This window comes from Aegicerativicinus sediminis (assembly GCF_015476115.1).
In the GTDB taxonomy this organism is placed as follows: domain Bacteria; phylum Bacteroidota; class Bacteroidia; order Flavobacteriales; family Flavobacteriaceae; genus Aegicerativicinus; species Aegicerativicinus sediminis.
Genome location: NZ_CP064295.1, coordinates 2,684,501 through 2,710,364, shown reverse-complemented (window position 1 = coordinate 2,710,364; position 25,864 = coordinate 2,684,501). Strand labels below are relative to the sequence as shown.

Below are 25,864 nucleotides of genomic sequence, written 5' to 3'. Positions count from 1 at the left end.
GCTGGTCGTCCAGGTCGGAGAGGTGATGTCCCTAACCGTGATGGTCTGGGTCACCTGGGAACTCTTGTTGCCGCAGTCGTCAACAGCCTCCCATGTCTTGGTCCTGACGTAGGTGCCGGTGCATGAGCCAGGGGTCGTGACATCGGATATCTCGTTCACGGTCGCTGTCGAGCACTCGTCCGCTCGCGGTAGGCGCTGTGAACACAGGCTCCGACGGACAGTCGATCGTCGCATCCGCACCAGGGCTGGTCGTCCAGGTCGGAGAGGTGATGTCCCTAACCGTGATGGTCTGGGTCACCTGGGAACTCTTGTTGCCGCAGTCGTCAACAGCCTCCCATGTCTTGGTCCTGACGTAGGTGCCGGTGCATGAGCCAGGGGTCGTGACATCGGATATCTCGTTCACGGTCGCTGTCGAGCACTCGTCGCTCGCGGTAGGCGCTGTGAACACAGGCTCCGACGGACAGTCGATCGTCGCATCCGCACCAGGGCTGGTCGTCCAGGTCGGAGAGGTGATGTCCCTAACCGTGATGGTCTGGGTCACCTGGGAACTCTTGTTGCCGCAGTCGTCAACAGCCTCCCATGTCTTGGTCCTGACGTAGGTGCCGGTGCATGAGCCAGGGGTCGTGACATCGGATATCTCGTTCACGGTCGCTGTCGAGCACTCGTCGCTCGCGGTAGGCGCTGTGAACACAGGCTCCGACGGACAGTCGATCGTCGCATCCGCACCAGGGCTGGTCGTCCAGGTCGGAGAGGTGATGTCCCTAACCGTGATGGTCTGGGTCACCTGGGAACTCTTGTTGCCGCAGTCGTCAACAGCCTCCCATGTCTTGGTCCTGACGTAGGTGCCGGTGCATGAGCCAGGGGTCGTGACATCGGATATCTCGTTCACGGTCGCTGTCGAGCACTCGTCGCTCGCGGTAGGCGCTGTGAACACAGGCTCCGACGGACAGTCGATCGTCGCATCCGCACCAGGGCTGGTCGTCCAGGTCGGAGAGGTGATGTCCCTAACCGTGATGGTCTGGGTCACCTGGGAACTCTTGTTGCCGCAGTCGTCAACAGCCTCCCATGTCTTGGTCCTGACGTAGGTGCCGGTGCATGAGCCAGGGGTCGTGACATCGGATATCTCGTTCACGGTCGCTGTCGAGCACTCGTCGCTCGCGGTAGGCGCTGTGAACACAGGCTCCGACGGACAGTCGATCGTCGCATCCGCACCAGGGCTGGTCGTCCAGGTCGGAGAGGTGATGTCCCTAACCGTGATGGTCTGGGTCACCTGGGAACTCTTGTTGCCGCAGTCGTCAACAGCCTCCCATGTCTTGGTCCTGACGTAGGTGCCGGTGCATGAGCCAGGGGTCGTGACATCGGATATCTCGTTCACGGTCGCTGTCGAGCACTCGTCGCTCGCGGTAGGCGCTGTGAACACAGGCTCCGACGGACAGTCGATCGTCGCATCCGCACCAGGGCTGGTCGTCCAGGTCGGAGAGGTGATGTCCCTAACCGTGATGGTCTGGGTCACCTGGGAACTCTTGTTGCCGCAGTCGTCAACAGCCTCCCATGTCTTGGTCCTGACGTAGGTGCCGGTGCATGAGCCAGGGGTCGTGACATCGGATATCTCGTTCACGGTCGCTGTCGAGCACTCGTCGCTCGCGGTAGGCGCTGTGAACACAGGCTCCGACGGACAGTCGATCGTCGCATCCGCACCAGGGCTGGTCGTCCAGGTCGGAGAGGTAGAATCCTCAACACTAACAATTTTTTCACAAGACGTAACAAAAACATCGTTTGTTGTAGTAATTGTTAGTTTTACAGTATAAGAAATACCGCATCCTGTTCCCGCATCGACACTAACCTTAGCACCAGTGCCTGAGTCCCCTGATGAAATATTACCATTTCCAGTAACACTCCATTGATATTTATATCCATCGGGGATTATACTAGTGCTATTGGGCAGAACGGCATCATTTTCATATACATGCCCTGTCGATGACGGACAAACAAGACCAGGTCCAGCTACATTACATGGAGGCGGATTTATTACTGCCGCTGCAGATAACGATCTGTCTTGGTTTCCAACGGAAGTAAAATCTCCATTATTACCTTCATCCCACTGCAAAATTCTAGAATGGTAAGGTGAGCCACTGACCGCAGATGCCGAGTTTCCATCACCCCAATCCGTTTTTTTGGCTATATGGCCACTCCATGAAAGTATTAAATCACCGCCATCTGTTGTAAAGACAATACGAAGAACGGTAGTTGAAGATGCAGCGGCAAGGTCTCCTTGAGAAACATATGTCATAGAATTAATAGTACCATTCCAAATGGCCATTTTAGCTAAATTATCTGATTTTATAGCATTGAATGTATTTAAGGCATCATTTGGTACCCCGGAAAAATCAGGTTCTGGTATATCCGCAGTACTCTCTAAACCCATTCCACTATAACCCGAAGTAGGATCTATTGTTTCTTTTAGGTGATTAAAATTAGCGGCGTGGGTGCCTGGTTCATAATCCAGTAAATCGTAATATCCTATAAAATCAATTGCATTTGCGCTGGAATGCTTTATATCCCAAGCTATATCTATAGAATGGGTACCTGCCGGAATATTGGTAATGATTGCACGATAGGGAATTCCCCAACCCTCTACATAATGAGCGTTAGAAGCTCCAGCATTACCATTCTGCCAATCAACATTAACTAACGGCGAATCACCACTACCATTCCGCACCTGTTCCAAGCTTAATTTTGTGGGAGGAGGTGGCGACATCATATTAGTCGTTTCGGAGTTGGCATTAAGCGTCAACTCATATGTCTCAACGGTTTCCCATTTATCTTCCCCGGAGATAACTTCAGCCAAGGTATTGTTCGCATCCTCAAAAATTAAAGTAGGTTCAAGGAACCTTTGGTTGGTTTTTTGGCCAATAAATAAAGCTGAAAATACTAAAACGGTTAAAAAAATAGAAGCAGTTAGAATTTTAGGTTTCCGTTTCGGATTTTTCATTTTTCTGAAAAAAAATGTTTTCAAATTTTTCCAGCTGTAATCTGAATTTGTAAGTTTTGGTTTCATCCCTCTAAGTGTTTAGTTGGTTATTATGTTTAGTTAATAGCATTTCAAAACATTGGAACAACATTGCGGGGAAGATTAAATGCTGAACCCTTTTGTAAACTTTAAGTTCAAAAATGTCAGTGAGATAATTTAAGGGGAAGTCGATTCTCTCAATGACCTTTAGAAGACATGGGTATGCGCAATAGGTTTGTAGACCTTTTAAATTTTAATCGTGCTATTAATCAGGGAAGACAGAAACGTCCTGAAAACACAGGACATTTACTAATATGAAGCTACGATAATCTTAATGTTAATTTATGTTAAGTCGATAAAATGTCTATTTATTCGACATAATAACCAAAGGATTTTACATTAACTGTCTTGAAACCAAATACTTGTAGGTATTTTCATATAAATTCTAAAAACTGGTTACTATTTACATTTTTTTCGCCCCATTTGGAATAAGCTTTTACGACTCTTTAACTTTGTGTTTCCAACAAAATAAAATATATTTGCACCCTCAAAACGGCCTCGTGGCGCAACTGAATAGCGCATCTGATTACGGCTCAGAAGGTTACAGGTTTGAATCCTGTCGAGGTCACGGATAAATCCAACAATAAGAAAAAACGCCAAGCTCGCTTGAGCGTTTTTTTGTTGGTAGGATTTTCAAAGCGGAGCTTTGAGGATGTTTGAGCGCAGTGAAAACAATCCAACAAGAAGAAAGAGCATTGGGGAAATTGGTGCAGGGTGAGGACAATCCTATCGAGGTCACAATATTTTGAAAGGTTATTTACTGTAAAGTGGATAACCTTCTCTCATTCTATATAGTTTCCTCCTTAGCTTCTCGAATTAAAAGAAATCTAAAAAAATGATATTTTTTTTTTGAGAACTTAGATTTATACCACTTTTATTTCAAAATCTGCAATACTCGATAGCTCCTTGCAAACTTTCAGCATTTAAGATTAATTTTAGCTGTTTTCATGGTTGCTCGAAAAAGCTGCCTGTTTAATAAATTATTGAAATTTTCGTTGTAAACAAACCTTCATCTATTCAAACCACTACATGAGTATAAAAAATGCTGAGACCGATCGATTAGCTGTTGCGGACACTTATAAGAATTGGAAAAAATGGGGACCATATTTAGCTGAAAGGCAATGGGGCACCGTCCGCGAAGATTATAGCGTTAATGGGGATGCTTGGAATTTTGTAAATCACGATAAATCATATAGTAACGCCTACCGCTGGGGTGAAGAAGGAATCGCAGGTTTCTGCGATTCAAGGGAAATTCTTTGTCTTGCTCCTGCCTTCTGGAACGAAAAAGATTCTATTATAAAAGAGCGTTTGTTCGGACTTACAAATGGCGAGGGAAACCATGGAGAAGATGTCAAGGAATTATATTTCCATCAAATGTCCTCCCCTAGCCATAGTTATTGCAGATATCTTTATAAATACACACAAAACAAATTTCCTTATCACGAATTAGTTTCAAAAAATGCTAAACGCACAAGGGAAGAAAGTGAGTTTGAACTTTTAGATACTAAAAGCTTTAAAAACAGCGCCTATTTTGACTGTATTATAGAATATGCAAAAGATGATGTAAATGACCTTTTAATGAAGGTTACAGTAATCAATCGAGGGAAAAAAACGGCCAATATCCATGTTTTACCTCATCTATGGTTTAGGAATTTCTGGAAACACAACAGACGATACTCCAGACCAACCATTAAAAAAGTAGACAAAAATACAATTGAATCTAGAAGCACCCGAAATGGAAGGTATTTCTTGTATCACGAAAATGGGGATCAATTGTTTTGCGAAAATGAAACGAATAATGTTAGACTTTATAATGTCCCTAACGAAGTTAAGTATGTTAAGGATGGCATCAACAACCATGTTATACATGGACAGGCTAGCGTAAATCCGAAAAAAGTTGGGTCGAAATTCGCTGTCTGGCATAAGCTAACAATACAACCTGGAGAATCTAAAGAAATAAGAATTAGGCTTCGTAAAAAACGAGTAAGTGATCCTTGGAGCGATTTTGATTCAATTTTTGAACATAGAAAAAGTGAATGCGAAACTTTTTATGATGACCTCCTTCAACCACAAATCCAATCTCAACATAAGGATATTGCCCAAAAAGCTTTTTCAGGTTTGCTATGGAGTAAACAGTTTTATTATTACGATGTCTTTAAATGGTTGTTTGGGGGGCCTGGTGAAGCCAAACCTTACCGAGAATATCTTCGGAATTTTAGTTGGCAACATTTAACAAACCGCCATGTCATTTCCATGCCAGACAAATGGGAATATCCATGGTATGCGGCATGGGATTTAGCATTTCACATGGTTTCTTTTGTTGATATAGACCCCTATTTTGCGAAAGAACAATTGCTTTTGGTATTGCGGGAAAGTTATATGCACCCGAATGGGCAAATCCCTGCATACGAATGGAATTTCAGCGATGTCAATCCGCCTGTACATTCATGGGCTGTTTGGACCGTTTATGAAAAAGATAAAAAGTGTAAAGGCGATGGAGATACCGGCTTTTTAGAAAAGGCTTTTCAAAAATTACTGATTAACTTCACTTGGTGGGTTAACCAAAAAGACAAAAGTGGTGTAGATCTTTTTGAAGGAGGTTTTCTGGGACTAGATAACATAGGAGTTTTCGACCGTAATCAGATGCCTGAAGGAATTACACGTATGCAACAGGCTGATGCCACAAGCTGGATGGCAATGTTTACGCTCAATATGCTAAGGATGTCTTTGGAATTGGCAAAGAAAAATAAAGCTTACGAAGAGGCGGCGGCAAAGTTCTTTCGTCATTTTTTAAACATTGCTTGGGCCATGCACCATATAGGCAAAAAGGACATTTCCTTATGGGATGACCAAGACAACTTTTATTATGATGTGGTTGAAATGTCCACAGGAGTTTCAGACCGTTTACGAGTTAGATCTTTAGTTGGTATTATACCGCTATTTGCCGTTGAAGTAATACATAAGGATTTGTTTGATCAATTGAAGGAGTTTAAACTGAGAGCGGCTGAAATAGTAAGGACTCGCCCAGATTTAGCTTCATTAATTTCTCGAATTGAAGAGGAAAACGAAGATGGTAAATATTTATTCTCAATTATGCGAGGTTTCCGCATGGAGCATTTGCTAAAAAGACTACTAGATGAGGAAGAATTTTTATCAGATTACGGTATACGTTCCTTATCAAAATATCATGAAAATAATCCGTTTGTTTTTGAACATCATGGACAACACCGAATACAATATGAACCAGGCGAGAGCAAATCGGATATGTTCGGAGGTAATTCAAATTGGCGTGGCCCAATATGGATTCCTTTGAATTATATGATCATTCAAAGTCTCCGAAAATACTATACGTATTATGGTTCTAATTACACTTATGAATTTCCAACGGGATCCGAAAATAGGCTGAATCTTAACCAAATAGCAGATGAACTTAGCAAAAGATTAATTAAACTTTTCGAGCGAGACCAAAACGGAAAATTCCATTACCACGCAGAGGACCGTTTCGAATTGTTTTCTAAAGACCCTTATTTTAAAGACGAGCATTTCTTTTATGAGTTCTTTGATGGCGATACAGGAAAAGGCTTAGGAGCATCCCATCAAACGGGTTGGACTGCATTAATCGCAAATATTATAATGGAATTAGAACAAGCAGAAGATCGAAATTAAGATTTTCCAATATTATTAGGTTGATTTATTAAAATCCTAATAATTTAGGAATCACTAATTCATCTAACAATTCGGATTTGACTATCCATTATAAACTTATAAATATATGATACGCCCATATGTCTTGGCCGACACAAATTGGAAGCACCTAAAAGACACAACTTTCGATCTCGCAATACTACCATGGGGCGCAACTGAAGCACACAATTACCACCTTCCCTATTCAACTGATGTCGTCGAAGGCACATCGGTTGCCGAAGAGTCAGGACGAATTGCTTGGGAAAAGGGTGCTAAAGTCATCATATTACCGACCATACCCTTTGGTGTTAATACAGGTCAGCCTGATATTTACCTAGACATAAATCTTAACCCAAGTACACAATTTGCCATACTCAAGGACATACTCCAAGTATTAAACCGACAAGGGATTCAAAAATTTTTGATTCTAAACAGCCATGGAGGTAATAACTGGAAATCAATTCTTCGCGAATTAGGTCTAATCTATCCCGAAATGTTTTTGAGCTTTACAAACTGGTTTAAGGTGGTTGAAGGCAAATCTTATTTTGAAAACCCAGGCGATCATGCCGATGAAATGGAGACAAGTGTGATGCTATATTTAAAACCAGAATTGGTTTTACCCAAGAAGGAATGGGGAACAGGCAAACAAAAGAAAAATAAAATTCAAGGTTTTAATGAGGGATGGGTATGGACCGAAAGACCTTGGTCTAAAATTAGTGAAGATACTGGCGTTGGTGATCCTAGTACGGCCACAATAGATAAAGGAAAAGCATTTTTTGACGATGCTTGCAAGAAATTAGGTCAATTATTTTATGATATATCGATGGCAGATATTGAAAATTTATATGAATAAAAGAACTCATCTTTTCAGTAAGTAATTAAAGTGAAAATGACCGAAAATGTGATGGGTTGAATCTATTTCTGAAATCGAACATCTCGCTCGGGAACATATTTCATTAACCAAATAACTAAATTGCTTATTGATAAGGTATTTGCAAAAATTCATTACCTTTTATTACCCAAAATACACCTTAGCCTCCACTTCTTAATTTTCAAAATGTGGATAAGGATAAAGAAATAAATCGTAGAAAATTTATTGAATTGGGCGTACAAGGTTCAATGGCTGCTGGGATTTTAAGCTTACCAGGCGCAACTTTGTCTAGTTGTGTCACACCTGTATCCAAAACAGTAAATGGAGCCTGCTACCATGATTGTCCTGACACTTGCAGTTGGAAGGTTACTGCAAAGGATAATGTAGCTACAAGCGTTAAGGCGAGTAATGATAATCCATATACAAATGGGAAACTTTGCTCCAAAATGGATTATTTTTTAGAAGATGTTACCTATCATCCTGATAGAATTTTAACCCCACTTAAGCGCATCGGCAATAAAGGTGAAGGTAAATTTGAACCCATAAGTTGGGATAAGGCTTTGGCGGAAATTTCAACCAAACTTAAAACAATAATAGATGAAGATGGCGGAGAAGCAATTTTACCTTTCAGTTATGGTGGTAATGAGGGCTTGGTACAGAGACACGCAATTTCTGATCCCTTTTTTGCTTTATTGGGCGCTTCACAATTAGAAAAAACGATTTGTGGTGATGCTGGTATTGCCGGTTTAATGGCAGTAAATGGACAGACCACAGGAGTTCTTCCTGAAGATATTGTTCATAGCAAATACATTATCCTTTGGGGAACAAATCCAATAATTTCAAATCAACATTTATGGCCGCTAATTCAGAAAGCCAAAAAAGATGGTGCCAAAATTGTGGTGATTGACCCCTTTAAATCCCTTACCGCAAAAGAGGCTGATTGGCACATTCAACCAATACCAGGAACAGATACCGCCTTGGCTTTAGGTATGCTTAACGTTATTTTCTCAGAACAACTGGAGGACCAAGAGTATATTGAGAATTATACATCCGGCATCGAAGAATTAAGAGAACATGTAAGCTATTATACTCCCGATAATGTTGCTAAAATTTCAGGCTTAGATACGAATACCATAGTAACATTAGGAAAAGAATATGCCACAAACCCTCCCTCTCTCATTCGCGTCTTGGTTGGACTTGAGCATCAATCTAATGGGTCTTCGGCATACAGAGCTATTGCAATGTTACCTGCCGTAACTGGCGCTTGGCGTAAATTAGGCGGTGGTTTAATGCATATGACTTATGAGTTATTTGGCGAAAGTCTTAATTGGGAAAAGGGAATAATTGCTGAGGAACTTTTGAAGAAAAAGCCTACCAGATCAATCAACATGATTCAATTTGGAAAGGCTTTAAACAATATGGATTTAAATCCTCCTATAAAAGCACTTTTTGTTTTCAATGCGAACCCGGTGGTAACGATCCCAAATCAAAACCTTGTTATTAAGGGGATGGAACGACCAGACTTACTTACCATCGTTTTGGAACATTTTATAACTGATACTGCTCGCTACGCTGATTATGTCTTCCCTGCTACTTCTGTTATAGAGAACTGGGATCTTTATATTTCATGGGCCCAAACCTACGTTAATATAAATGAACCTGCAATTACCCCTGTGGGTGAGGCAAAACCAAATTCCGAGTTTTTTAGGTTACTGTCAAAAGCCATGGGGTTAAATGAACCATATCTGTATGAGCCCGATATAGATTTTGTAAAAAGCTTATTGAATAGCAATCATGAATTTTTAAAGGGAATTACTTTCAATTCTCTAAGAAAAACAGGTTGGGCGAAATTAAGGCTGCCTGAAAATTGGGTTCCTCATGAAAAAGGCAATTTCAATACGTTAAGTGGGAAGTGTATGTTATACAATCCAGAAATCAACCCTCCCCTTCCAGAGTACAATCAATTTGTTTACAGTGAAAAAGAGATGAGGGATTATCCCTTCCAATTATTGACCATTAAATCAACCAAGAATTTTTTGAATAGCAGCCATGCAAATATCAATCATCTTAGAAAAAAAGAAGGAATTCCTTTTTTAGACATAAATATTGAGGATGCAGAATTACAAAACTTTCAAAATGGTGATAAAGTAAAAGTCTATAATAATCGTGGTGAAGTAATTATCGCGGTAAAAGTAACAGATAAAGTTAAAAAAGGAGTGGTCTGCATGCCGCAAGGATATTGGCCGTCACTCATGGAAAATGGTAGTTCAGCTAATGCCCTTACCAATGACTTATTAACGGATATGGGGCGTGGAGGTGCAATACAGGAGGCAAGAGTAAACATTGTTAAGGCATAAAAGAAAGCAGCTCCTTAAGAATTTTTAGGTTTGCGTTTCAAATAAATGTTTCCTGCCAAGCCAATTATTATAAGTCCAATACCGAGCAAGGTAATGAACGAATAAATTTCCCCAAACCACAACACTCCAAGGATAATACTAAAAACTACTTCAATATATTTTAATGGTGCAATAACATTAGTTTCACCAATTTGAAACGCTTTTGTCATAAACAATTGTGCCAGATATCCTGAAATGCCAAGACTAGCAAGCACCAACCATTCTTGCACACTTGGTGTAGTCCAATTTGAAATTGTAAATATCCCACCAACGATTGTGGAAACCAACATAAAGAAATTTACAACCACTACAGGATGATCCCTATTCCCTATCATATGAATGCTTATATATACTAAACCAGCAAAAAAAGCAGAACACAAGCCCATTATTAGGCCAGTATAATCCATATCGAGTTCAAACTTACGCAGGACCACAACTCCTCCAAAAGCTATAAGAAAACAAAACCATTGCAATAATTTTACTTTCTCTTTCAATAAAAAAATGGCAAAAATTGCGGCAAAGATTGGTGAAATATATCTTAGGGAAACCGCAGTACCGACAGTTATATATTTCAAGGCGGAAAAGAAAAAGAACATAGACGTCAGTCCTACTGCACTTCTAAATAATAGCAACCCTTTTTGGTTACCAAAAAATGGAAGTCGATTTTTTATAATCAATGGTACTGTAAAAAAGAGTGTCCCTAACGACCTAAAAAAAATGATTTGATTTACACTTAATGATTCCAAATACTTAACACCAACATTCAAAAATGTAAATGCAAAAGCACTAAAAATCATATAAACAATTGCCTTATTATTCATTTAAATTAATATCCCAACCACATTTTTTGTGTTGAAGTTGTTTAGGGATAAAGATAAAATCTTATAATCAAGTTCAATTAGATAGCTCTTAAAAAGAATGGGCAATAATCGATTAACGCCATTTATTAATTGACTACAATTTGTACCTTTACGTAACTCCCTAAAAAAATGGTATTCTTTTAGGAATACCTTATGTAACCAATGTTACTGTTATGCCTCATGGAACTTAATAGTTTTGACCGTTCATTAAATAGACTATGTTAAAACGAATTTTTCCAATTTTAGATTGGCTACCCAATTATAAAACTTCTTATTTATCGGGGGATGTAACAGCCGGCTTAACTGTTGGCATAATGTTGATACCCCAAGGTATGGCCTATGCCATGATTGCTGGATTACCACCTGTTTTTGGGCTCTATGCGGCTTTACTACCACAAGTTGTGTATGCAATTATGGGCACTTCCAGACAATTGGCGGTCGGGCCAGTTGCTATGGATTCCCTTCTTGTGGCTTCTGGCTTAGGTGCTTTGGCACTATCAGGGATTGAAGAATATATTTCAATGGCCATTTTTTTGGCCCTATTTATGGGGACAATACAGTTTGCTTTGGGCTTACTGCGAATGGGGTTTTTAGTGAATTATCTTTCTAAACCTGTAATTAGTGGATTCACCTCTGCAGCTGCAATTATAATTGGCTTAAGTCAATTGAAACATTTGTTGGGTACTGAGATTCCATCAAGCAGTCATATACATACCCTTATTCAAAATACCATAGAAACATTAGGCACAACTAATTTAATTACTCTTGGCATAGGCATAATCGCGATAATATTAATTAAAGTTCTAAGGAAGGTACATAAGCAAATTCCTGGTGGACTAATTGCGGTAATGCTCGGAATAGGATTTGTTTACTTTTTAAACCTTGAATCTTTCGATGTAAAAATTGTAGGATCGATACCTGAAGGTCTACCCGGTTTTAATATACCTACCCTTGAGTGGTCTAGGGTTTCTGAACTTTTCCCAATTGCGATGACATTGGCCTTAATTGCTTTCATGGAAGCAATATCAGTAGCTAAAGCTGTGGAAGAACGGCATGATGATTATGAAGTTAATGCCAATAAAGAATTAATTGCCTTAGGAAGCTCTAACATAATAGGTTCCTTATTTCAATCTTATCCTACGACAGGGGGTTTTTCACGTACCGCCGTAAATGATCAGGCGGGAGCTAAAACAGGACTGGCAGCTGTAATTAGTGCACTTATTGTTGGATTAACCTTGTTATTCCTTACGCCACTTTTTTATTATTTGCCAAATGCCATATTAGCTGCAGTAGTTATGGTTGCAGTATTCGGATTAATCGATATTAATTATCCGAAACAATTGTTTAAATATAGAAAGGATGAGTTTTATCTATTATTATTCACTTTTACAATTACACTTTTTGTAGGCATAAAAGAGGGGATCTTATTGGGTGTTTTAGTTTCACTATTACTACTTGTATATCGAACTTCTAAGCCACACATAGCAATTCTAGGAAAAATATCTGGTACAGATTACTTTAGGAATATTCAGCGATTTGAAGAAGCTGAAATTGACAACGATTTATTGATTTTACGCTTTGATGCCCAAATCTATTTTGGAAATAAGGATTATTTCAAACAAGCTGTATTAAAAGAAATTAAATCCAAGGGAGAAGGTCTTATATGGGTAATATTAAATGCAGAGGCAATAAATTATATCGATAGTAGTGCAGCACACATGCTTAAACAATTACTTAAGGAACTAAATGAAAATGGTATTACATTGGTTATAGCCGGTGCAACTGGTCCGACGCGAGATATACTTTTTAGTAGTAGATTGGTTGATGACATTGGTAAAGACAATCTATATGTAAGTACCCTAGAGGCCTATCGCTCAATTAAACATGAGACTACCATTGAGCCGGTCCACAAACAAATTTCATTACAAAACAAGATGTAACCTAATACTAATCAAATACAATATCTGATGAAAATAGCTTCCTATATTTTAGCCCTCACTTTATTATCTCTTTCTATCATTGGTTGTGAAGATCCATTACCAGCTAAACAAATTGGGGTTGAAGAATTTAAGGAGAGGATCTCAACTGCAGATACCCTACAGTTAATAGATGTCCGTACGGCTGAAGAATTCAATGAAGGTCATATAGACCATGCCCAAAATATAGATTTTTTCCAAGAGGAGGAATTTCGAAATTATTTCGCTAATTATGATAGGGAAGAGCCTCTTTTTATCTATTGTCGATCTGGAAACCGCAGTCAAAAAGCCGCTTCTATATTAAAGGAAATGGGCTTTGAACATCTGTTTGATCTAAAGAATGGATATACGGCTTGGTCTGAAAACGACAACTAATTTAAATTGATCAATAATGGGCTCTTTTAAAGAAATAATTTCCCAAGATAAACCAGTATTGGTAGACTTTTTTGCAGAGTGGTGTGGGCCTTGTAAAATGATGCCTCCAATTCTAAAGGAAGTCAAGGCGACAATGGGTGAAAAAATTACAATTTTAAAGATTGATGTAGATAAAAATCAGTCGCTTGCAATGAAATATCAGATTAGAGGCGTACCAACATTGGCTGTATTCAAAAATGGCTCAATTATTTGGAGACAGTCTGGAGTCCAACAAGCATCTAACCTTATTAATCAACTTAAAACCTTCCTTTAAAAACTCAAAGAAGAATTGGTTATAAAACATAACACATTTAGCAAATTTTTAACTCGTCCCAAACTCCAAATTTTACCGTATTATTATTTTAAGGTTGTATTTTTGCGAAATTCTTAAAATAACTATTAAATAATAATTAAATGAACAAAATTAACCAACTTATCGTTTTTGTTTTAGTTACGACGTTTGGAGGTTTAACGACCTCAGCTCAACAGTTAGAAGTTGGGGCTGAATATGTTTTAATAATGGAAGATCAAAACCAGCCTAAGTATGTTAATCTTCCCTCAAAACGGGAAATTTTAAAGCGAGGTGCTATTGCCGATTATCAAGCTTTGAACGGAGTTAAAGTGGTTATTGAAAGTGTAGGCGATAACACAGATGAGCCGACCGTATTATTAAAGAGAAAAGATGGAAAACCGTTTTTTAGATTTTTTAATACTATTAAAGCAAATGTATCAAAGGCAGTAGAAAATGGTGAATTAGTACAAATATAATATCATTATGAGAACACTTGGATTAATAGGGGGTACATCATGGCACGCTACAGAAGCTTATTATCGTTTAATCAACGAAGCTGTTTCAAACGCCAAAAATGAACTTGAAAACCCACCCCTATTAATCCATAGTATAAACATTGCTCTAATGCGAACTGGAGACATAGACGCTATAAATAAAAAATATTTAGAAGTTGCAAGCAGTCTAGAACTTCAAGGGGCAGAAGGTATTGTTATATGCGCCAATACACCACACATGGTGTATGATTTTGTACAACCAAAAATTTCCATACCTATATTACATATTGCAGATGCCACTGCAAGGGAAGCAGTAAATAATGGCTATAAAACATTAGGTTTGTTAGGCACCAAACCTACGATGACAAAACCTTTCCTTAAAAACTGGCTTACTGAAAACTATAACCTTACAATTCAAATTCCTAGTGATGACAAAGACTTGTTAAAGGTTCATGATTTCATAGCTAATGAACTTACCAAAGGTATCTTTTCAGAGGAAGCCAAGACATTTTATTCCCAACAAATTAAAAACATGCACGAAAATGGTGCAGATGCCATAATTCTAGGATGTACTGAATTACCTTTACTCTTACACCAAAAAGACTTCGAAATACCGCTTCTTTCCACCACAGAATTACACGCAAAAATGGCGGTTGATTTTATTTTGAATTAAATCCTAAATTTTTCATAAAAACAGGGTATATGTAACCTATGTAACTGTAGGTATAATAGAATGATTGGAAATTTATAGTATTAAATTTTGGATCATGAAAACCTTAAGATATGTAATATTGATTGCTATTCCCCTGATGCTAATGTTTAGTAATTGCAGTAGCGATGATAATGACCCAGACCCTGAAATAAACTTGCTTACTACCGAAGAAATGAACAGCCTCATTTTTATGCTTGAGGAAGAAAAATTGGCTAGGGATGTTTACGATTTTTTAAATGAAACCTGGAATTCAACTGTGTTTCAAAATATAAGACAGAGTGAACAATCGCACATGGACGCCATAATAAAAGTTTTGGATTATTATGACATATCTTACTCCATCAAAGCTGCGGGAATTTTCAATAACCAAGATTTACAAATATTATACAACCAATTGGTTAACATAGGCGAATCAAGTTTGTTGCAGGCAAACGTAGTTGGAGCAACCATTGAGGATTTAGATATTAAAGATTTAGAGTTAAATATGCAAAATCTGAATAACTCAATGATCTTAGGTGTATATAGTTCATTACAATGTGGATCTGAAAACCACCTTCGCTCGTTCAATACCCAATTGAATTTAATGTCATACGAGTACTCACCCCAATATATTTCTGAAAGTTTATTTAAAACAATAATAGAATCTCCAAATGAAAGCTGTAATAATTAGTATGTTGTTTCTATGGTCTTTCAACAACCTAATGGACCAGAAACTTATTAAAAGTGAATTAAACCAATTAACCTATTTATTGGAAGAAGAAAAATTGGCCCATGATGTATATATCCATTTTTATGAAAAATATGGAAGCCAAAAATTTCTGAATATCAGCGAAAGTGAGTTAAGGCACCAAGACCATTTAATGGACTTATTAAATGATTATAATGAATTATATACTTTATCTACCAAAGCAGGAGAATTTCATCACAATGAATTGGTTGTCCTCTATAACAAATTATTAGAGAAAGGAAATCAATCTATGGATGCTGCTTTAGAGGTGGGTCAATTAATCGAAAAAACGGACATTAAGGATCTCGAGGATGCCATGAATAGAACTGAAAAAGAAGATATAAAAGAAGTTTATAAACAATTGATTTGGGCCTCAAACCGACATTTAAATGCATTTAGCGGTAAAGGAGGAAAAGGAGGCAGAGGAATGGGTTCTTGCAAAAACTAGAAACTAGCACTACTTTTGATAGAAAATGCGCTATAAGATAATTTCTTATGCGCATTTTTTGTAAATATCTTTAACCAATAGTGAAGGGTTGACCGGTACTTTGAACCACGGAGAACCAAAAATCTCCCTCCAAATCAATTTTCTTACGCTTCTTAGTTACTTCAGAGATTGGCAAATAGACATAATATCCATTAACCTTTCCAACAACCATTTTTGTCTTTCCAGACATTGCCCCATGTACGGCATGATAAGCTAACTTAGTGCAAAAGACACTATCTGTACTATTGGCTGCGGCACTTCTAATAATATAACTTGGGTCTATGTATTTAATGGTCGGTTTTAGATCCGACAATTCTTTCTTTAGCTTCTTTTGAAGAAATGAACCTATATCCTGATGCTTAATATTTCCTGAGGCATCTTTAACTGTAGACTTGTTTTCAAATAAATGCTGACCCGCACCTTCTGCAACAACAATTACCGCATGATGTTGAGATTTCAAACGTTCCCTCATCAAATTAACGAGTCCATTTTTTCCTTTCAAGCGAAAATCCATCTCAGGCACCAACACAAAATTAACCACAGGATTAGATAATGCCGCTGAGGCAGCAATAAAACCACTATCCCTTCCCATTAACTTTACAATGGCAATGCCATTAAAAGCTCCAGTTGCTTCATTATGTGCATCCCTAAGAATTGGAGTGGCCATGCCAAATGCAGATTCAAACCCAAAGCTTTGGTCTATGATATCTATATCGTTATCTATCGTTTTAGGAATACCAACAACACTAATTTTTAATCCTCGCCGCTTAATTTCTTCTCCAATGGCATTAGCTCCCTTCAAAGTTCCATCTCCACCAATGGTAAAAAGAATATCTACATTATGTTCTACCAATTTATCTACCATTACAGATGGTTCGTGACCTCCGCGAGAAGACCCCAAAATTGTCCCTCCAAATTCATGGATATCCTTTACCTCATCTGGTGTTAATTCCACAAATTTGTGGGGAGAATCTTTACTCAGTCCTTCATAACCGTAAGGAATACCATAAATTGATTTAACACCATAGTGATAATATAGTGTCATAACAATATCCCTAATAACGTTATTTAACCCCGGGCATAGCCCACCACAGGTTACGATGGCAGCGGTTGTGTCTTCTGGTTTGAAAAATACTTTTTCGCGAGGTCCAGCCTTAAGCATAGAAATAGGTTCTAGCCCTTTCTTTAAACGCTCCTTATATGCAGAGAGCTTTATATTATAAAGTATTCTGTAATTTTCATCCACAAAATTGTGAATGTTGTCCCCCTTAATATTACTGAGACCTAAAGGGGAATCGAACGTCGACTCCCCTAAAGATTCAATATCAAAATTATATGTGATTTCCAATGATAAGTCTGTATTTCAATTAAATCTTAAAACGTATCATCTAAGGCATGGTGAGAATCAATTAAAGGTCCACCATTTATAATTTCCTCAGATGCTTGGTTTGCAAATTTATCGAAATTGATATGAAAAGCATGAGCTAATTGAATCGCTTTGCTAATATACCCCCCTTTTTGAAGCCAAGTATTCATAGGATCGAGTAATTCTGTAGGTACACCAGGGACATATTTAGGCATTCTCAAGCCAAAAATAGGATGGACCTCATAATCAACTTTATCCAATTCTCCATTAAAAATGGCGGTTATCATGGCCCTTGTATATTTTAATTTAATCCTAGATCCTACACCATAAGGGCCGCCACTCCAACCAGTGTTAATCAACCAAACATTAACGTTTGCTTCTTGCATCTTTTTACTCAACATTTCTGCATAAACTGTAGGATGCAATGGCATGAATGGCTCACCAAAACAAGCTGAGAAAGAAGGCACTGGCTCATTAATACCAGCTTCTGTTCCAGCAACTTTTGCAGTATATCCAGAAATGAAATGATAGGCAGCCTGCCCAGGGGTCAATTTGGATACCGGAGGCAACACTCCAAACGCATCGCAGGTTAAAAAGAAAATGTTTTTAGGATTGTTAGCAAAGGATGGCTGTTGAATATTCTTAATATGTTCTATAGGATAACTTACCCTTGTGTTTTGGGTGATTGAACTATCTGAATAATCAACATCTTTAGTGTATTTTTTAAACACTACATTTTCAAGCAATGCACCTGGTTTAATCGCTCTGAAAATATCCGGTTCTCTTTCCTCAGTTAAATCAATAACTTTTGCATAGCATCCACCTTCGAAATTAAAAATTGTATTATCCGAAGTCCAGCCATGTTCGTCGTCACCAATCAATTTCCTATCCGGGTCGGCCGATAATGTAGTTTTACCAGTTCCAGAAAGGCCAAAGAAAATAGAAGTATCACCTTCCTTACCCACATTGGCAGAACAATGCATGGGAAGTACATTTTTTTCAACAGGCAAAATGAGATTCAAAGCAGAAAAAATACCTTTTTTCATCTCCCCAGTATATGCCGAACCACCTACCAAGGCGATCTTTCTAGTAAAATTGAGTATGGAAAAATTACCATTTAAAATCCCAAATTGTGATGGGTTTTCTGCTTGGTATCCAGGAGCACAGATTACCAACCATTCTTCCTCAAAATTCTTGAGTTCATTCTTTTTTAATCTCAAGAACATATTTTTAATAAAATAGTTAGACCAAGGATACTCTGTTATAGTCCTTACATTCATTCTATATCTTGGGTCGGCACAGACATAAGCATCCCTTACATATACCTCTTTATTTGAAAGGTAACCAACTACCTCTTTATACAACCCATCAAAATTTTCCGGTGCAATAGGCTTATTTATTCTTCCCCACCAAACTTTATCTTTAGTATAATCATCCTTTACCAAAAAACGGTCTTTTGGAGACCTTCCGGTAAATTTTCCGGTGTTAACACATAAAGTACCATTTTCTGTTTCGGTACCCATATTATTTTCAACGGTAAGTCGTTGAAGGGTTTCTCCGTCTAAATTCCAATGAACCTTTGCATTTTCAATGCCATATTGTTCAAGTGTTTGTGTATAAAGTAAAGCTTCCATAATAAATTTATTTCATATTAAAAAGACCAAAATAAGGGCACTATTAAGAGTGTGGTTATAAAAAAAATCAGCAGTAGCGGACCACCGACCCGGACGTAGTCGATGAATTTATATCCGCCAGCTGCCATTACCATAGCATTAGTTGTTGTTCCTATTGGGGTTAAAAAAGCCGTTGATGCACTTATAGCTACCGTCATTAAAAATGGCTGCGGATTCACCCCCAAGGAAACTGCCGCCACAATTGCAATTGGCGCCATCAATACCGTTGTCGCCGAATTATTTATTGTTTGGCTAAAGGCTGTTGTAACCAAGAATACTCCTGCCAACATAAAAGTTGGTGAAATTTTTCCTAAACTGTTTACAAGACTGTCCGCTGCGGCCTGGGCCAAACCAGTTTTCTGCAAAGCTATTCCCATTGGAATCATAGCAGCAATCATAATTACACTTGTCCAACTAATTCCTTTATAAGCTTTGGTTATGGGAACACAGCCAGTAATCATCATAATTCCAGCACAAATAAGTGCTGTTATTGCTCCTGGCATAATATTTAAAACTAAAAGCAACACCATTAGAATTAAGGTACCCAAAGCGATATAGCTTTTAGCGGTAATAGTGTCCACATTTTTGGACATATCCTCGGGATTTCCTGAAATTACCACGTTCTCGTATCGCGACTGTAATTCATCAATATTCTCCCAGGATCCTCTAATTATAAAGGCGTCACCAGCCTCTATATGTATATTTCCCGAAATTGGCCTATTGGCCCTTGAGGCTGCAATAAGTTGAACATTCGATTTTTCCAGATAATGTCCCAAAGGAAGTGTTTGTCCAACAAAAACTGAATTTGGAGTAATCAGCATTTCAGCTAAACCAATTTCTTGATTTATAAATTCCGATTTAATAGAATCCATTTCAGCCTTGTAGGGAATTAACCCGAGACTAAATTTTCGCATTAAACGATCTACATCCTCACTTTTACCTTTAACCGTTATTATATCATGGTAATGCATAACGGTATCCCCTTCTGGCAATTCAACAAATTGCTTTTCTCCTATAATCGGTTTAAAATGTCTTCGTTTTAACCTCACAACTGAAACATTATGCTCTTCCTCAAAATTCCAATCGCCTATGGCGGTATTAATAAAAGGAGACATAGATCTCACCCTTAACCGATACAAATCATCACCTATACTATAATGATCGATCCATTTGTAAAGCTCATTTTCAATATTTAATGGTTTATTGTTTGTTTTATTATTTGGTAACAACTTATACCCGAAATATCGAAAATAGAGCAATGCAATAATCAAAAGTGGAATACCTATTAAACTAAATTCAAAGAATGAAAAACCCTCAAATCCCTGCTGAATTAAAGCATTACTTGCAATAATGTTTGGGGGTGTACCAGTTAAGGTTAATAGTCCACCTGTGTTAGAACCAAAAGCTACAGGCATCAACAATTTGGATGGTAATGTACCTGCATTCCAAGCCGCATTAACAGTTACTGGCAAAAAAGCGGCAACAGTTCCAGTATTACTGACAAAGCCTGAAAGTAAACTAGAACCTAAAGTCACAATAACTAATAATTTTGGAACATTATTCTTTGCCCAACGAACAAATTTTCGGCCAGCTAAAGCGGTCCAACCTGTTCTTGAAAGTCCCTCACCCACAACAAATAGGGAAGCAATCATTATTACAGTTGGATTACTAAACCCACTTAAGGTTTCGGTTAAATCTAATATCCCAAATAAATAAAGTGATAGCATTGAAATGAGTGCTACAATGTCAGGCGGAAACTTATTCCAGACAAATAATGCAATTGTTAGGAACAATATGATGATTATCGTGGTCATTGAGCCAGATTTTAAATCAAAGCCAATACAGGTATTGAAGAGTGTAAGGTTAAAAGTTTTGTTAAACGTCCCTCAGAAGGCTCCGTTTTAGTAGCATGGTGTCGGGGCAATATGGCTAACATATCTATATTATGTTTTGTTATATAATTTTGAATTCCTTTCTCGATATCTGCAAATTGAGCAAAGGAGTGTTCTTCATAAAAATGTTCCAAGTAGTACTCAAGAGTTTCGTCATTACTCTCAGAAACCTCATAGTCTTTTTCTCCAAAAAAGATATGGTCTTGATAAATAGTTAGCACATGAACCTTTGCCTTAAAACGCCTAGTAATTTTCAATAATGTTTCTAAGACATTTACTCGATCAATCTCATCCTTTCCTAATAAGAGAGCAATTTCTTTTGGTTTTTCAATTGAGAAATTGGTAGATACTGTAATTACAGGATGGCTAGAGTGCATTACCAATGTTGTAGCTTTTGACAGTGTTCCCCCTTCCAAAACATGAGTATGATCTCCAGTTCCAATGATGATAAGATCTGCAGCATATTTATTTGCAACTGCATTTACACCTTGCACTAAGGGAGAATTAGTAATCTCTAAAGTGGGAGGGATTTTATAAAGCTTTTTTTGACTTAAGATATAAGCTTGAAATTCCTTTCGGCTATCATCCTCAGGATTGTTAATAACTGAATGTACTGCTATAATTTTAACCGCATTATCTAGTCCAAATAGAGTTAAGGCGTACTGCAAACCTATTTTGCCTGCATGGGAAAAATCAAAAGGAACTATAATAGTTTTAATCCGAGTCATGTTGATTTATTTCAATTTACTCTGTTAAAATTACCCCAACATGACTTCCTAAAAGATGACAGATGTCATCTATGATAAATTTTTATCGCTTTGTTTTACAATATTTTACAACAGAAATCGATTTCGTAAACGAAGCCGAGGTAGTTCACACCATAATTATTTAACTGCTGTTAAAATTTCTCCAAGAAACAGGAAAGTGTTTTTGAATTTTTAGACCTAAATCTAATTTGTAAAATTGGGTATTAGTCAAATTTTGGTTAATTTTCTTAATCTAAAAATCGCAACTGATGATACCGAAACGATTAGGCCAAGCCTTACAAAAATTATATTCTGCATATAATAGTGGCAATTTAAATCCAGAATGTTGTAAACAATGTGCCGTTGGGAATATTATGGATCAAAAGGAATCTTGGAAATACCTAACAGACCAACACGGATCCCTTAAACTAAGTTATGTTGGTAGTATCAATGAAGCTTTCGGTAAAAAATTTAACGGTTATTCCCCGTCCGAGTTATTGCAAATTGAGGCTGAATTTTTGAAAGGTTGTGGATATCAGCTACCATTACATCATGGCAATAAAAAACCTAAAATAAACGGTGATAAGGATATACTTTTTGAAGGATTGAGTGCTACAGTTTCATTTTTGTGCGCCTTAGATAACATACAGAACGTAATGAGCATTCAAAATTTAGTCAGGAAAGAACACAATTCCATCTTAGAAATTCTTTAGACAATTTCTGCTGTAAGCCCAGCATCAAGCAGCATTGAACAGCGTGGTTCCAAATCACTATACTCTCCTGTTTTAACTGTGCATTTCCCTTTATAATGAACAATAATGGAGCATTGTTCCGCCTGTTCTGGTGTATGGTCACAGGCATAAATTAAGGTTTCAATTACGTGATCGAACGTATTTACATGATCATTAAATAAAACAATTTCATTTTGCTTAGAAACTTCTTCGGCAAGCAGTGTCTCCTCAAGATGTTTTTCTTTAAAACTCATATCATTAGTTTACCGCTAATTTAAAAATTTTAAGGCAACCCAATTATTTTTAACACGTTGATTTTCATATTTTAACCCATATTTAGCACATTCCTCAACTATTGCCTCAATATCTTCTTTGTAGAAACCACTCAAGAGTAAAGTGCCTTTAAATGAGAGACTTTTTGAATAAAATTGTATGTCATTTAATAGTATATTTCTATTAATGTTAGCAATTATTAAATCATATGTTTTTCCTTCCAACAATTGGGCATCGCCCTCAAATACGTTTATGTTAGCACAGTTATTACGTTCAACATTTTCAATTGAGTTTAAATAACACCAATTGTCAATATCGATTGCATCTACCATTAAAGCCCCTTTTATACTGGCCAATATTGCTAAAACCCCTGTACCACAACCCATATCCAATACCCTAAGATTAGACAAATCCATTTCAAGCAGATGTTCCACCATGAGGTAGGTTGTTTCATGATGACCAGTTCCAAAACTCATTTTGGGCTCAATGATAATATCAATAGGTGCATCAGGTTTTTCATGGAACGGTGCCCTGATGGAACACCTATCATCAACCAAAATGGGATGGAAATTTTTTTCCCATTCCATGTTCCAATTTTCCTTTTGAATTTCTTGAACAGAGTAATTAACCTCACATGGTGAAGTAAAGGTCATTAAGTCATCAAAAACTAGGTCTTTAGAAAGATCTTTGGAGATATAAGCCTTAATACCTGTATCAGTTTCACTAAAACTTTCAAATCCTAATTCGCCCAATTCCGCAGCTAGAACATCTGACCAAGGTTCCTTAGGCGATAGAGAAAAGTCAAATTCTAAATAAGAATTTTGGTCCATTAAATGGCATTAACAATTGCGTAAAAATCGGATGCATTAAGAGAAGCTCCACCTATTAAACCGCCATCGACATCCGGTTTTGAGAATATTTCTTTTGCATTACCAGGTTTCACACTTCCGCCATATAAAATTGAAACCGATTCTGCCAACTCATCATCATATTTTTCGGTTAATACATTTCTAACATGTTTATGGATCTCCTGTGCTTGCTCTGGGGTAGCAGTTTCACCTGTACCTATTGCCCATACCGGCTCATAGGCCAAAATAATATTTTCAAAAGCCGATTTATCTAAATGAAAAAGGGATTCTTTCAATTGAGTCTTAACAACGCTCTCTGCCCAACCAGATTTTCGATCATCTAACACCTCTCCAAAGCAGAAAATAACGCGCATACCATTTTTTAATGCGGCATCTACTTTCTCAGCCAATAAAGCATTAGTTTCATCAAAATATTCACGCCTCTCACTATGCCCTAAAATAACTGTATTAACACCAATGCTCTTCAACATTTCTGCACTAACCTCACCTGTATAGGCCCCAGAAGCCTTTTGATGCATATTTTGTGCAACCACTTCTATTTTATGATTTTTCAGAGCCTCAAAGGCCGGCCAAAGATTTGTAAAGGACGGGGCAATCATAACCTCAGCGTTTGAAGTTTGTGATTGCTTTTTAAGTTCCGTTATCAAAGATTGGGTCATTGCCAAATCGTTATTCATTTTCCAGTTACCTGCAACTATTTTTGCTCTCATTGTAATACGTTTTTTATTTTGATGTCTTCTGCCGATGTGGCTTTAAAAATTAAAATGTTGTTGTTCTCGTCAATTACTACATATCTTGGAATCCACCATAGATTTAAAAAATCACCCAAGGCTCCATTTTTCCCTTCAGGGAGAAAATAATGACTGCCGACCAAATTATATTTTTCAATTCCCCACTTCCAGGAATCTATGTTATTATCTAAGGACACGAAAACGAAATTTACATTTGGAAACTCTTGCTGCAAGTCCTCTAAAGCCTCAAAATTCTCAATACAGTCTTTGCACCAAGTAGCCCAAAAATCAATAAAGGTCTTATTACCCTTCATTTCATTTAGTGCTTTCTCCCAGGTTATTTCATTTCCTTTAATATCTAAAAGAACGTCATTATAAGCCTCAATTGAAAAGGATTTAGGATTTTCCGAACATCCGGCAACAAAAAATATTATACCAAAATAAACAAGCCTCTTCCCTATCCAAAAATTAATTTTATCAAATCGAATAGTATGCACTAGAGATTCAAATCTTCAATATCGTTCCAATGAACTTTTTGTTCAATAGTCCCTCTATTTAAAACTAAAATTCCAGGATTTGACCTTACAATCGTTTTCAATGCTATTTCATCACATAGATAAAACTCGAAATCGAGATTATAATTGGCTTTAACAACCATTTGCTGCTCCTCACTTGAAGCAGTTAAACCAATTATCTTATACCCATTTGAAGTAGCTTTCTCCTCTAAAGAAGTAAGCTTTTTCATTCCTTCAGCCTCGCTTTTATCTAAGCTATACATAATCACCATAACAAGCTTTGGTTCTTCCAAAAATTCTGAAGCAAGATCCTCACCATCCTTTTCTATCATAAAATCATGTATTGGAGGTTCATAACCAGGACTGATTTCTTCAGTTTCAACCCCTATTAATTCGCCTTCCACATTTGGTGCTTGTCCTCGAGTAGTAAATATTTTTTCCTCTCCATTAACATTATATTTCCAATGATAATCGATGACAGCCCTGGGAGCATCCTCTGGCGTTGACATACCCTCTTGTATATTGGCACCTATTTTATAAGGCCTAAAATCAACTGCCGGCAAATGCATTAATACGTAATAACCTAAACTCAAACAGGCAATAAAACTAATTAAAGCCGCAATTGACAACCCTAATTTGCCTAAAATCGGTTTAATATATTTTACACCAATTACTAAAACAATAATGAATACCAATAAGATTATATCCTTGTAAAAAGATTCCCAAGGGGTTAATTTAATCGCATCCCCAAAACATCCACAATCTGTTACCTTATTGTAATAAGCAGAATAAAATGTTAGGAAAGAGAAGAACAAAATCATTCCGAGCAAACTCCAAACAGTAAATTTCCTTAAATACCCTATCAAAAGAAATACTCCAAGCAGCACTTCCAAAATCACTACCAATACAGCAATCATTAGTGCATATGGAATAAAAACAGGTAGATTAAGCACTCCCGGTTCAAAATATTCCACCAGCTTATAGGAAAAACCCAGAGGATCATTAAGTTTAATTAGACCGGAAATAATAAATAAGACTCCGACAATAATTCTACTTAGCTGTACTAAAATATTCATGCTACTTTT

The 25,864-nt window shown here is 37.5% G+C and carries 22 protein-coding genes and 1 tRNA gene; 12 read left to right on the top strand and 11 right to left on the bottom strand.

The annotated features are described in order from the left end of the window. Nucleotides 1–79: 79 nt before the first annotated feature. A complete protein-coding gene (locus tag ISU00_RS11735) occupies nt 80–3,058 on the bottom strand; it encodes a hypothetical protein (RefSeq protein WP_228850850.1) in 2,979 nt (992 codons plus the stop codon). A gap of 506 nt (nt 3,059–3,564) precedes the next feature. Between ISU00_RS11735 and ISU00_RS11730 the strand changes: the two genes are divergently transcribed. The 4 genes from ISU00_RS11730 to ISU00_RS11715 all read left to right on the top strand — a co-directional run bounded on the left by ISU00_RS11730 (nt 3,565) and on the right by ISU00_RS11715 (nt 9,982). Beyond that, nucleotides 3,565–3,638, top strand: a tRNA-Arg gene (locus ISU00_RS11730). A gap of 461 nt (nt 3,639–4,099) precedes the next feature. Continuing rightward, entirely contained in the window at nt 4,100–6,736 is a 2,637-nt protein-coding gene (locus ISU00_RS11725; protein WP_228850849.1) for an MGH1-like glycoside hydrolase domain-containing protein, read from the top strand. 106 nt (nt 6,737–6,842) lie between these two features. Further along, nucleotides 6,843–7,607 carry a creatininase family protein gene (locus ISU00_RS11720; RefSeq protein ID WP_228850848.1) on the top strand — a complete coding sequence of 255 codons (765 nt, stop codon included), beginning with the start codon at nt 6,843–6,845 and terminating at the stop codon, nt 7,605–7,607. Nucleotides 7,608–7,813: 206 nt separating this feature from the next. Beyond that, entirely contained in the window at nt 7,814–9,982 is a 2,169-nt protein-coding gene (locus ISU00_RS11715) for a molybdopterin-containing oxidoreductase family protein (RefSeq protein WP_228850847.1), read from the top strand. Between the two features lie 14 nt (nt 9,983–9,996). Here the strand turns inward: ISU00_RS11715 and ISU00_RS11710 are convergent, their stop codons facing one another. Then, entirely contained in the window at nt 9,997–10,842 is an 846-nt protein-coding gene (locus tag ISU00_RS11710) for a DMT family transporter (RefSeq protein ID WP_228850846.1), read from the bottom strand. Between the two features lie 257 nt (nt 10,843–11,099). Here ISU00_RS11710 and ISU00_RS11705 point away from each other — a divergent pair, with 257 nt between their 5' ends. The 7 genes from ISU00_RS11705 (at nt 11,100) to ISU00_RS11675 (ending at nt 15,944) form a co-directional block, all read left to right on the top strand. Further along, nucleotides 11,100–12,821, top strand: coding sequence for a SulP family inorganic anion transporter (locus tag ISU00_RS11705; protein ID WP_228850845.1), 1,722 nt, complete (start codon nt 11,100–11,102; stop codon nt 12,819–12,821). Nucleotides 12,822–12,848: 27 nt separating this feature from the next. After that, nucleotides 12,849–13,232 (top strand): rhodanese-like domain-containing protein, encoded by a 384-nt coding sequence (locus ISU00_RS11700; protein WP_228850844.1) that lies wholly within the window; start codon nt 12,849–12,851, stop codon nt 13,230–13,232. A gap of 16 nt (nt 13,233–13,248) precedes the next feature. Then, nucleotides 13,249–13,545: a thioredoxin gene (trxA, locus tag ISU00_RS11695; RefSeq protein WP_228850843.1), complete on the top strand. Its 297-nt coding sequence runs from the start codon at nt 13,249–13,251 to the stop codon at nt 13,543–13,545. A gap of 140 nt (nt 13,546–13,685) precedes the next feature. Beyond that, complete coding sequence (locus tag ISU00_RS11690) at nt 13,686–14,039, top strand: hypothetical protein (protein WP_228850842.1); 354 nt, start codon at nt 13,686–13,688, stop codon at nt 14,037–14,039. A gap of 7 nt (nt 14,040–14,046) precedes the next feature. Next, nucleotides 14,047–14,730: an aspartate/glutamate racemase family protein gene (locus tag ISU00_RS11685; RefSeq protein WP_228850841.1), complete on the top strand. Its 684-nt coding sequence runs from the start codon at nt 14,047–14,049 to the stop codon at nt 14,728–14,730. Nucleotides 14,731–14,824: 94 nt separating this feature from the next. Next, nucleotides 14,825–15,439: a DUF2202 domain-containing protein gene (locus tag ISU00_RS11680; RefSeq protein ID WP_228850840.1), complete on the top strand. Its 615-nt coding sequence runs from the start codon at nt 14,825–14,827 to the stop codon at nt 15,437–15,439. Beyond that, nucleotides 15,420–15,944: a ferritin-like domain-containing protein gene (locus ISU00_RS11675; RefSeq protein WP_228850839.1), complete on the top strand. Its 525-nt coding sequence runs from the start codon at nt 15,420–15,422 to the stop codon at nt 15,942–15,944. The genes ISU00_RS11680 and ISU00_RS11675 overlap by 20 nt, the downstream gene beginning before the upstream one ends. A gap of 70 nt (nt 15,945–16,014) precedes the next feature. Here ISU00_RS11675 and ISU00_RS11670 read toward each other — a convergent pair whose 3' ends face one another. From ISU00_RS11670 to ISU00_RS11655, 4 genes are read right to left on the bottom strand one after another with little or no spacing between them, the layout of a single operon-like run. Then, nucleotides 16,015–17,331 (bottom strand): ATP-dependent 6-phosphofructokinase, encoded by a 1,317-nt coding sequence (locus ISU00_RS11670; RefSeq protein WP_228850838.1) that lies wholly within the window; start codon nt 17,329–17,331, stop codon nt 16,015–16,017. Between the two features lie 26 nt (nt 17,332–17,357). Further along, on the bottom strand, nt 17,358–18,983 hold the full coding sequence (gene pckA / locus ISU00_RS11665) for a phosphoenolpyruvate carboxykinase (ATP) (RefSeq protein ID WP_228850837.1): 1,626 nt from the start codon (nt 18,981–18,983) through the stop codon (nt 17,358–17,360). 17 nt (nt 18,984–19,000) lie between these two features. Then, nucleotides 19,001–20,836, bottom strand: coding sequence for an SLC13 family permease (locus tag ISU00_RS11660; RefSeq protein WP_228850836.1), 1,836 nt, complete (start codon nt 20,834–20,836; stop codon nt 19,001–19,003). An 11-nt stretch (nt 20,837–20,847) separates the two neighbouring features. Further along, on the bottom strand, nt 20,848–21,642 hold the full coding sequence (locus ISU00_RS11655) for a universal stress protein (protein ID WP_228850835.1): 795 nt from the start codon (nt 21,640–21,642) through the stop codon (nt 20,848–20,850). A 287-nt stretch (nt 21,643–21,929) separates the two neighbouring features. Here ISU00_RS11655 and ISU00_RS11650 point away from each other — a divergent pair, with 287 nt between their 5' ends. After that, entirely contained in the window at nt 21,930–22,373 is a 444-nt protein-coding gene (locus tag ISU00_RS11650) for a Na(+)-translocating NADH-quinone reductase subunit F (RefSeq protein ID WP_228850834.1), read from the top strand. Here ISU00_RS11650 and ISU00_RS11645 read toward each other — a convergent pair. Genes ISU00_RS11645 through ISU00_RS11625 form a run of 5 tightly spaced genes read right to left on the bottom strand, consistent with a single transcriptional unit; the run spans nt 22,370 to nt 25,855 of the window. Continuing rightward, nucleotides 22,370–22,645 (bottom strand): ATP-dependent Clp protease adaptor ClpS, encoded by a 276-nt coding sequence (locus ISU00_RS11645; RefSeq protein ID WP_228850833.1) that lies wholly within the window; start codon nt 22,643–22,645, stop codon nt 22,370–22,372. The genes ISU00_RS11650 and ISU00_RS11645 overlap by 4 nt on opposite strands. Nucleotides 22,646–22,660: 15 nt before the next feature. Further along, a complete protein-coding gene (gene prmA / locus ISU00_RS11640; protein ID WP_228850832.1) occupies nt 22,661–23,494 on the bottom strand; it encodes a 50S ribosomal protein L11 methyltransferase in 834 nt (277 codons plus the stop codon). Further along, nucleotides 23,494–24,243 carry a triose-phosphate isomerase gene (gene tpiA / locus ISU00_RS11635; protein ID WP_228850831.1) on the bottom strand — a complete coding sequence of 250 codons (750 nt, stop codon included), beginning with the start codon at nt 24,241–24,243 and terminating at the stop codon, nt 23,494–23,496. Before tpiA ends, prmA begins: the two co-directional genes overlap by 1 nt. Continuing rightward, the gene (locus ISU00_RS11630; RefSeq protein ID WP_228850830.1) at nt 24,240–24,761 is read right to left on the bottom strand and encodes a TlpA family protein disulfide reductase; all 522 of its coding nucleotides are present in this window, start codon (nt 24,759–24,761) and stop codon (nt 24,240–24,242) included. Before ISU00_RS11630 ends, tpiA begins: the two co-directional genes overlap by 4 nt. Beyond that, the gene (locus ISU00_RS11625) at nt 24,761–25,855 is read right to left on the bottom strand and encodes a BT_3928 family protein (RefSeq protein WP_228850829.1); all 1,095 of its coding nucleotides are present in this window, start codon (nt 25,853–25,855) and stop codon (nt 24,761–24,763) included. The genes ISU00_RS11630 and ISU00_RS11625 overlap by 1 nt, the downstream gene beginning before the upstream one ends. Nucleotides 25,856–25,864: the final 9 nt, after the last annotated feature.

Excerpts from the sequence above, each read along its gene's own strand:
- ISU00_RS11735 (WP_228850850.1), bottom strand. The coding sequence starts at position 3,058 with ATGAAACCAAAACTTACAAATTCAGATTACAGCTGGAAAAATTTGAAA.
- ISU00_RS11725 (WP_228850849.1), top strand. The coding sequence starts at position 4,100 with ATGAGTATAAAAAATGCTGAGACCGATCGATTAGCTGTTGCGGACACT.
- ISU00_RS11720 (WP_228850848.1), top strand. The coding sequence starts at position 6,843 with ATGATACGCCCATATGTCTTGGCCGACACAAATTGGAAGCACCTAAAA.
- ISU00_RS11710 (WP_228850846.1), bottom strand. The coding sequence starts at position 10,842 with ATGAATAATAAGGCAATTGTTTATATGATTTTTAGTGCTTTTGCATTT.
- ISU00_RS11705 (WP_228850845.1), top strand. The coding sequence starts at position 11,100 with ATGTTAAAACGAATTTTTCCAATTTTAGATTGGCTACCCAATTATAAA.
- ISU00_RS11700 (WP_228850844.1), top strand. The coding sequence starts at position 12,849 with ATGAAAATAGCTTCCTATATTTTAGCCCTCACTTTATTATCTCTTTCT.
- trxA (WP_228850843.1), top strand. The coding sequence starts at position 13,249 with ATGGGCTCTTTTAAAGAAATAATTTCCCAAGATAAACCAGTATTGGTA.
- ISU00_RS11690 (WP_228850842.1), top strand. The coding sequence starts at position 13,686 with ATGAACAAAATTAACCAACTTATCGTTTTTGTTTTAGTTACGACGTTT.
- ISU00_RS11685 (WP_228850841.1), top strand. The coding sequence starts at position 14,047 with ATGAGAACACTTGGATTAATAGGGGGTACATCATGGCACGCTACAGAA.
- ISU00_RS11680 (WP_228850840.1), top strand. The coding sequence starts at position 14,825 with ATGAAAACCTTAAGATATGTAATATTGATTGCTATTCCCCTGATGCTA.
- ISU00_RS11675 (WP_228850839.1), top strand. The coding sequence starts at position 15,420 with ATGAAAGCTGTAATAATTAGTATGTTGTTTCTATGGTCTTTCAACAAC.
- pckA (WP_228850837.1), bottom strand. The coding sequence starts at position 18,983 with ATGGAAGCTTTACTTTATACACAAACACTTGAACAATATGGCATTGAA.
- ISU00_RS11660 (WP_228850836.1), bottom strand. The coding sequence starts at position 20,836 with ATGACCACGATAATCATCATATTGTTCCTAACAATTGCATTATTTGTC.
- ISU00_RS11655 (WP_228850835.1), bottom strand. The coding sequence starts at position 21,642 with ATGACTCGGATTAAAACTATTATAGTTCCTTTTGATTTTTCCCATGCA.
- ISU00_RS11650 (WP_228850834.1), top strand. The coding sequence starts at position 21,930 with ATGATACCGAAACGATTAGGCCAAGCCTTACAAAAATTATATTCTGCA.
- ISU00_RS11645 (WP_228850833.1), bottom strand. The coding sequence starts at position 22,645 with ATGAGTTTTAAAGAAAAACATCTTGAGGAGACACTGCTTGCCGAAGAA.
- prmA (WP_228850832.1), bottom strand. The coding sequence starts at position 23,494 with ATGGACCAAAATTCTTATTTAGAATTTGACTTTTCTCTATCGCCTAAG.
- tpiA (WP_228850831.1), bottom strand. The coding sequence starts at position 24,243 with ATGAGAGCAAAAATAGTTGCAGGTAACTGGAAAATGAATAACGATTTG.
- ISU00_RS11625 (WP_228850829.1), bottom strand. The coding sequence starts at position 25,855 with ATGAATATTTTAGTACAGCTAAGTAGAATTATTGTCGGAGTCTTATTT.